Origin of the sequence: Massilia frigida (assembly GCF_011682175.1) — a bacterium.
Lineage (GTDB): Bacteria > Pseudomonadota > Gammaproteobacteria > Burkholderiales > Burkholderiaceae_D > Telluria_A > Telluria_A frigida.
In genome coordinates, this window is the sequence record NZ_WHJG01000061.1 from 23,818 (window position 1) to 31,064 (window position 7,247).

At 64.8% G+C, this 7,247-nt stretch carries 4 protein-coding genes and 1 pseudogene; 1 reads left to right on the forward strand and 4 read right to left on the reverse strand.

The genetic code is table 11. The features are described 5' to 3' along the window. Positions 1–12: 12 nt before the first annotated feature. From F2P44_RS32005 to F2P44_RS32020, 4 genes are read right to left on the reverse strand one after another with little or no spacing between them, the layout of a single operon-like run. Positions 13–1,230 carry a Wadjet anti-phage system protein JetD domain-containing protein gene (locus F2P44_RS32005; RefSeq protein ID WP_167093765.1) on the reverse strand — a complete coding sequence of 406 codons (1,218 nt, stop codon included), beginning with the start codon at positions 1,228–1,230 and terminating at the stop codon, positions 13–15. Continuing rightward, on the reverse strand, positions 1,227–4,616 hold the full coding sequence (locus tag F2P44_RS32010; RefSeq protein WP_167093767.1) for an ATP-binding protein: 3,390 nt from the start codon (positions 4,614–4,616) through the stop codon (positions 1,227–1,229). Before F2P44_RS32010 ends, F2P44_RS32005 begins: the two co-directional genes overlap by 4 nt. Further along, positions 4,613–5,221 (reverse strand): DUF4194 domain-containing protein, encoded by a 609-nt coding sequence (locus tag F2P44_RS32015; RefSeq protein ID WP_167093770.1) that lies wholly within the window; start codon positions 5,219–5,221, stop codon positions 4,613–4,615. Before F2P44_RS32015 ends, F2P44_RS32010 begins: the two co-directional genes overlap by 4 nt. Beyond that, positions 5,218–6,654, reverse strand: a complete 1,437-nt coding sequence (locus tag F2P44_RS32020) for a DUF3375 domain-containing protein (RefSeq protein WP_167093772.1) — start codon at positions 6,652–6,654, stop codon at positions 5,218–5,220. The genes F2P44_RS32015 and F2P44_RS32020 overlap by 4 nt, the downstream gene beginning before the upstream one ends. A 182-nt stretch (positions 6,655–6,836) precedes the next feature. Between F2P44_RS32020 and F2P44_RS35950 the strand changes: the two are divergent. Continuing rightward, a pseudogene (locus F2P44_RS35950) lies at positions 6,837–6,953 on the forward strand (IS481 family transposase); the annotation flags it as partial. Between the last annotated feature and the right edge of the window lie 294 nt (positions 6,954–7,247).

Consider the following 7,247-nt stretch of genomic DNA (forward strand, 5'->3'; position numbering starts at 1 on the left):
CGCGGCCGATGATCAGGGCGCGGCCGATACGATGAGCGCGGCCAGGGTTTGCTGCAGCCAGCCGTACGACAGGCGCTCCTGCTCCATCCGGATTCGCTCGCCAAACACATCATCGCGCAGGGCGTCGAACAGCGCCCGTTCGTCGGGATCGAGCCGTGCTGGCTGCCCGCTGAAGCGCTTGTCCTGGTCTTCCGCGCCCCACAGCGCGCGGTGCGCCATCAGGGTCGCGCTGTCCATCAGGATGGAGCGCGCGTGAGGAACACTGGCGCGCAAGCGGTCCAGGATGGCAAAGCCGTGCGTGTCGATATCGCCCCAGTAATATACTGCGCGCGTGGCCAGCCAGGGCACATCGGCCAGCCGCTCGACCCCGTAACCACCGCCAAAAATCACCATGGCATCGGGCACCGGGGGAAACGCGAGGCCGTTGATTTCATTCTCTGTAATGAAAACGCGCTGCACACCCGTTTGCAGCGCCGCGAACTGGGCCAGCGGCACGGCGAGGTCCGACAGGCCGCCGATGGTGTGCGCCGGGTCGAGCAGGCGAAAACGCAGGAGCGCCGGTTTGCTCAGCAAGCCATAGCGGGCTTCAAACTGGCGCGCGCCGGTGGCTTTCGGATCGATGGCGCCTGCCGGCAGCACCAGGTCGAGCAATTCGGTCAGCAAGGCCTTGCGCGTTTCGATGAATTTGCTGTCGACGCCCGCAATATCGAGCTGGCGCAGATACAAGACGGGACGTGGATGAGCGACGAACCATTCCAGGATCGCCAGGATGCGCGCCCATGCATCGCTTTGCTCCAGCAGCACGAGCGCGCGCCGCGCGAGCCAGTCGGCCAGTTGCGGAAACGCGCTAACGGTTGCTGCGGCAAGCTGGTCGACACGGCGTGCATCGGCCTGGCGTCCGATCAGGCGCAGGGCGTCTTCTTCACTCTCGACTACAACGCTGTCGGGGATGCGGTTGCGTCCGAGCTGGCGGTGATTTATCTCGCGCCAGACGATCTGGTAGCCGTAGCCGCACGCCGTCTTGCTGCCGGCGTCGAGCTCTTTGATCCAAGCGCGCACCTCCTCAAAACGCTCGCCGGTTTGCGCCACGGTCGGCTGGCGCAGGCGAAGTTCAAGCGGGAACAGGGATTCCCCGCGCACGCGCGCGGCGAGCAGGCGGCCATCGTCCCACAGCCGCTGCACCTGGACGCGGATCGTGGCCGCGCTCGACCAGGTAGCCGCGGCGCTCATGCGGCACGCGCGCTGCGCTCGGCCTGGTACTGTTCGATCGTCAGGTAGCGCAGCAGCGACTGGCGCCCTTCTTCGCTGTGCACGAAGCCCAGGCCGGACACGTAAGGCTCGATAATGTGGATTTTTTGCAGCGGCGTGACGATCAGCAGTTGCAGGTTCATGCGCTTGAACAGTTCCAGTCCGTAGCGCGCCGACTCGTCGGAACCGCGCCCGAATGCCTCGTCGATGACCACGAAGCGGAAGGAGCGCGAGCGGACCACGCCCCACTCCAGGCCGAACTGGTAGGCCAGGCTGGCAGCGAGCACGGTGTAGGCCAGTTTCTCTTTCTGGCCGCCAGATTTGCCGCCGGCGTCGGTGTAGTGTTCGTGCTCGCGGCCATCCTCGCGCCAGCGTTCGGAGGCCGAGAATACGAACCAGTTGCGCACGTCGGTGACCTTGCGCGTCCAGCGCCGGTCCATCTCGGCATTGCCTTCGCGGCCGCGAAAGCGCTCGATGATGCGTTTGACCTGCAAGAACTTCGCTTCCGAATACTCTTCGTCGGCCGATCCGGTCAGCGCGCCCTCGGTGCAGCTGCGCAGGTCTTGCTGGAAATCGCGCAGGTCGGCGTCGATGTTGTTCTCCGCTTCGAGCGCGATGTAGCGGTTCGGATTGTAGTCGATCTGGTGCAGCGAACCGTTGATGGTGGCGATGCGCTCACGGATGGTTTCGCGCTCGCGCTTGAGCTGCGACTGGAAGCCGGCGATCTCGCGAATGGTGTTTTCATTGAGGAGTTCCTTGAAACGCCCGGCGAAGCGCGGCAGGTCGTCCGCTTGTAGCACCGCCAGCATCTTGCGGAACTCTGCGGCGGCATCGATGCTCACGTCGACCTCACGCGCGTCCAGCGGCCAGGCCTTGGTGTAGCTTTCCATGGCGCGGATGATGGCGTCGCGCAGGCGGCTGATTTTCTTCTCTTCCGCATCGATCCGGTTCTGCAGTTCCTGGCGCAGCTCTTTTTCGCGGTTCTCGCACGATTCGACTGTAAGCGTATGCTCGCCCAGCACCTCGGCGCGCAGCGCATCGAGCTGCGGAAAATACGTGGCGCGCGATTGCTCTGGCGTTGCATCGAGCAGGGTGGCGCAGTCGTCCAGGGCGGCGCCGGCCACCTCCAGCTTTTCGGCGGTCTTGGCGTGCTCGATGGTGGCGCTGTTTACCTGCGCCTCCGTGTCGGCTTGGGCCACGGTCAGATCGGCGAGCTGCTGCTGCAAAGTGCGCAGGATGTCGGACGATGCGGCCAACGCGTCCTGTTCGCGTTCGAGCGCGTCGATGGCGGAGAGCAGCGGCTTCCAATCGAGGTCGCTGAAGTCCGAGAACATGGTCAGCTTGCCCCAGTTATCCAGCAGCGCTTCCTGGCGGGCGATATCGGCCCTGACCGACTGGATTTTGGCGGCATGCGCCTGTATGCGCGTGGAGAGGTCGCGTTCCTGCTTTGCCAGCGCGGCGATCTTGCCCTGGTTCGACCATCCCAGCACGTAGCGCGAACGGTCGTCGATCCGGTGGCGGTCATCCTTTTCGTGGCGCTCGCCGCCCGCCTTGATCTGGCCGTTCCGGGTGATGGCGCGCTTTTCGCGGCGGAACTGGTCGAGCGTTTCGCAGCAGGCGTGGTCGTAGCGGCGCGCCAGTTCGGCGTCGATCCAGCCGTAGAACGGCGAATCGGGCTTGATGGCGAGCTTGCGCGCCAATGCATCGGGATGCAGGCCGTGATGGTCGGCGCTGACATTGGCGCGCACGCGGAAGTACACCAGCCGGTTGCCCAGATTGGTCGCATCGACCCAGGCGGCCACCTGCCCGTAGTGCGTCTCCGGCACCAGCAGCGACAGGCCGAAGCTGTGCAGCATGCGTTCGGCGGCGCCTTCCCATGCGCGCTCCTCCTCGCGCACCTGGATCAACTCGCCGATGAACGGCAAGTCTTCCGGCGCGATGCGCAGCGCGTCGCACAAGGCGGCCCGCACCGCCAGCATCTGGCTGGTGATGTTGGAGCGGCGCTGGCGCAGCGAATCGAGTTCGGTGGTGATGGCGCCGTGCTGGTCGCGCAGTTCGTGCAGGCTGACGCCGGCCACCATCAGCTGGTTTTGCGCGTCGTCGCGGCGCGCGGTGCAGCCGGCTTTGCCGTCGTCGATGGCGCGCCGGTTGGCATCGAACATGCTCGCCTCGGCCGCGCCGGGCAAGCCAACCGCCGCCGCCAGCGCGTCGTACTGGATCGAGCGGCGTGAGCGTTCCTCGCGCGTGGTTTGCAGGCGCGCGATCTCGGCGCGGATTTGCTCGATGCGGTTACCGCCGTTGGCCGCGATGGCCTGGGTCATGTCGTCGCGCCGCAGCATCTGGCTGCGCTTTTCTTCCTGCAAGCGCGCCAGGCGGCCGGCCAGTTTGTCGAGTTCCGATTGCAGCAGGCCGATGCGTTTTTCCAGCAGCTCGCCTTTCAGGTGCGCGAACCACGGACGCAGCGCTTCGCGGCAGCCGCGCAGCTGGACCACCTGTTCTTGCAGCGTCTCGTGACGGTCGCAGTCGCCGACCAGGGGCGTGAGCTGGTCGATCTGGAGCTTGGCCTTGAGGACCGCTTCGTGCGCGCGATTGAGGTCGTCGAAGTGGGCGATCAGCGCGGCGATGCGCGCTTCGACGGGAAACGCTTCGAGCATGTGGTCGCGCACGAAGTCGGTCAGATTGCCGACCGATTTCATCGATACGGTCTGGTGGAACAGGTCCATTGCCTGTTCGCTGGCGATGCCGAAGCGGCGCCGGAAGTCGGCGCCGTACGGCGGGAAGCTGTCGTGCAGGGTGACGCCGGGCAGCTCGCGCAGGCGTTTGCGCAGCTGCGCGATGTCGCTGCCGAAGCCGGCGAAGTGCTCGGCCACCGACAGCGCGCCATCGGCGACGACGTAGAAGCGTTCGGGCTGGCCGTGCGGGTTCTTGAACCAGAAGACTTGCGCGAGGGTGACGGTCTGGTCGAAGCCTTCGTTGTGGAAGACGCCGAGGATCACGGAATAGCTATTGTGATCGCGCAGGGCGACGGCGCGCGCGGCCAGGCCGCTGTCACCGCGCTCGGACTTGTAGTTACCCATGACGTAGGTGCGCAGGCTGCGTTCGCGCGCATCGGCGCCGGCCGCCTTGTTGTAGGCGATCTTCTGGGCCGGTACCAGCAGCGTCGTGATGGCGTCGACCAGGGTCGATTTGCCGGAGCCGATGTCGCCGGTGAGCAGCATGTTGTCGCCGCCCGGGTGCAGTCGCCAGACGCGTTCGTGGAAGGTGCCCCAGTTGAATACTTCGAAGTGCCGCAGGCGAAAGCCCGCGCGCTCGAGTGCCGGGTCGCCGCCATCGGCCGCGGGGATGTCGACCACGGGAGCCTGGGTCATGCTTCCTCCTCGCCGCTGGCGGCGTGGGCGGCGTAGCCCGCAAGGCGCTGTTCGAAGTCGGCCAGCCATTGGGCATCCACGAACGCCTTGAGGATGCGGCGCACTTCGAACTGGTTGTCCTGTCCGCGCAGCCGGTGCAAGAAGCCGAGTTCCACGACCTTGTTCAGGTGCGCGTCCATGCGGTCGAGCAGGCGCGCTTCGTTGCCGGTCTGCGGCAGGAACAGGCGTACCTGTTCGGCGATCTGGTCGCGGTCGATGACGAGCCGCGGGTCGCCGCCGGTGGCGTCGAATTCGGCCAGCTTCTTGCGCAGCAGGGCCAGGATCAGGCTGACCGGGTAACTGAGCTGGCGCCGCTGGATCAGGCGTGGCAGTTCCGGTTCGCCCACCACGGCAGGGCGCTGGCGCAGGTAGGCGTAGCCTTCGGCCTCGTCGAGAATGAGTTCAAGGCCGATCGTGGCGCCATAGTCGCGCACGCGCGCCTGCAGGTCCATCAGCGGCTGCCACAGGGCGCTGTCGGTGTCGCGGTACAGCACTCCCTGGAACAGCGCTACCAGCAGTTGGCCGAGGCGGTTTTGGTCGTTGAGCGTGGTCGGTTCAGGGTTCATGCGGCGTAGATGATAAGGGGGAGCGTGGCTTGGCGCCGGCGGCCATTGTCGTCGGTCCAGTCGACCGTTTCGGACTGGTTGTCGTCGATGGCGGCGTGCATGTCCTGGGTGGCCAGTTTGAGGTAGGTGGCCAGTTCGGCCAGGCCCTGCTCGATTGGATACTCGCGCGCCAGGGTGCCGAGCGAGACTTGCTGGCGGGTCTGGAGGGCGCGCCGGATGTTCGACATGAGGCGCAGCTGGTCCACGTAGATCTGCTCGAACAGCGCGTCCGATACGATGTCGATGCCGTCGTCGCTGATGATTTGCTGCGTGATTTTCGGCTTGAACGGCGGATTGTACAGGGTGCGGTCCATCGACAGGGCGACCGTGGGCGCGGCGTCGTCGATCTCCATGAAAGCGCGTTCGTCGATCTGGCCGCGCAGGGATAGCGCTTTCTGTTCGATGTCGCGGATCAGCTGCATGATGCGGCGGTTTTCCAGCCAGGCCTGGTCGTCGAGGTAGCGGCGCAGTTGCTCGGACAGGCGCGCGACGGTGCGCTGGGTGACTTCGCCGGCTTCGAGCCAGTCGTAGTGAATGCGTTGAAGGCGGCCGTCGGGCTGGAGTTCGCGCACGGGGCCGAGCTTGAGCACGGCGTCGAGCAGGCCGGTGAGTTCGTCCTGGCGCGAGGGCGACATCAACAAGTCCCAGAAGGCGCGGAAGCTGCGGCCTTCGTCGGTGTCGGCGATCAGGTCGCGCTGGCCGAAGATCGCTTGCAGCAGTTCGCCCTTGCTGCCGTCCCAGGTGGCGATGTGTTCGCGCACCTGGCGGTCGAGCGTGCGGAAGTTGGTGTCGACCGCGCGGAAGTCCGACAGCAGGTCGCGCGCGGTGGCCGCCATTTGCAGGAACCGTTCGCGCACCTGGGTCGGGTCCATCAACGCGAACCTGCCGGCGCTGATGTCGGCGATTTCGGCGTCGATGTCGGCCTTGCGGCGTTTGAGTTCGGCGATGCGGGCGCGCGGGTCAAGTTCGCTGCCGTCGACGATCTGGTGCAGCAGGTCGAAGACCGTCATCAGGCGCGATTCGGTGCCGATGAAGGTGCGCTGTCCCAGGTTCTTGAGCCATTCGAGGGCTTGTTCGGTGGCCGAGGCCAAGTCGTAGTGGGCTTCGTCGTCGCCGGGCGGGTAGTATTTTCGCAGCCAGCCGCGTTCATCGGAAGCCCAGTCGTCCAGATAGGCGGTGGCGGGTTTGGGGAACAGGATTTCGCCGGCGCTTTCGTGCAGGTGGTAGAGGTGGTCGTCCAATTGCGAGGCCAGTTGCTGGCGGCCGATGGTGCGCTGGTTGGGCGCGATGAAACTCGCGTGCAGGAAGCTCGCAATCATCGCGGCATTGTCGGCGGCGAGCAGGCGCCATGCGGGATGCGTACGCCGCTGCGTGATGAGTTGCTGGTAGTCCATCGCTATGGGAATTGGTTCGGCGTGAGCGATACTTTAACACCAACGGGAGAACGCTACGCCGGAGATCGACGGAAGCTAAACATCCCGGCTCGGCGGATCGCGGCAACGGCGATGGAATGTCCTGATGAAATCAAGCGTTCACGACGGTATTCGCTCCTGTACAGGCCCAGATGGAGCATTGACTCATTCCTCCATGCCATCCGCAATCCGATGGCATGGTCGAGCACCTCAATGGCGACATCAGCGAGATCGTTAATGAGACGCGCTTCGGGTCCGCAGACGAGCTCGAATCAGCGCTGCACAAGCAGCGGGGGCCAAAATTTCAATAACTTGGCGTTTCCCTAACGCTTTTTAGGTTCCACGTGCGCAATGATATCGACATGGTTCTCGTAAGAAAAATTCTTAATCGTATCTTGGAAATGAGCGTGGCCGAATTCATTTACCTCCATATCATGCGCTGCACCAATGTAAGTGCCCCATGAACCCCAGGCTGTTCAGGGAACCGTTTCGCTGGCTAAATCATGGCTATGCAAATTCCACGGCAACAGCGCCTCCACCTCGTCCACCGTCGTCGCCAGCGGCAAGCTGCGCAT

Coding starts and splice junctions, on each gene's coding strand:
- F2P44_RS32015 (WP_167093770.1), bottom strand. CDS start 5,221: ATGAACCCTGAACCGACCACGCTCAACGACCAAAACCGCCTCGGCCAA.
- F2P44_RS32020 (WP_167093772.1), bottom strand. CDS start 6,654: ATGGACTACCAGCAACTCATCACGCAGCGGCGTACGCATCCCGCATGG.
- F2P44_RS32010 (WP_167093767.1), bottom strand. CDS start 4,616: ATGACCCAGGCTCCCGTGGTCGACATCCCCGCGGCCGATGGCGGCGAC.
- F2P44_RS32005 (WP_167093765.1), bottom strand. CDS start 1,230: ATGAGCGCCGCGGCTACCTGGTCGAGCGCGGCCACGATCCGCGTCCAG.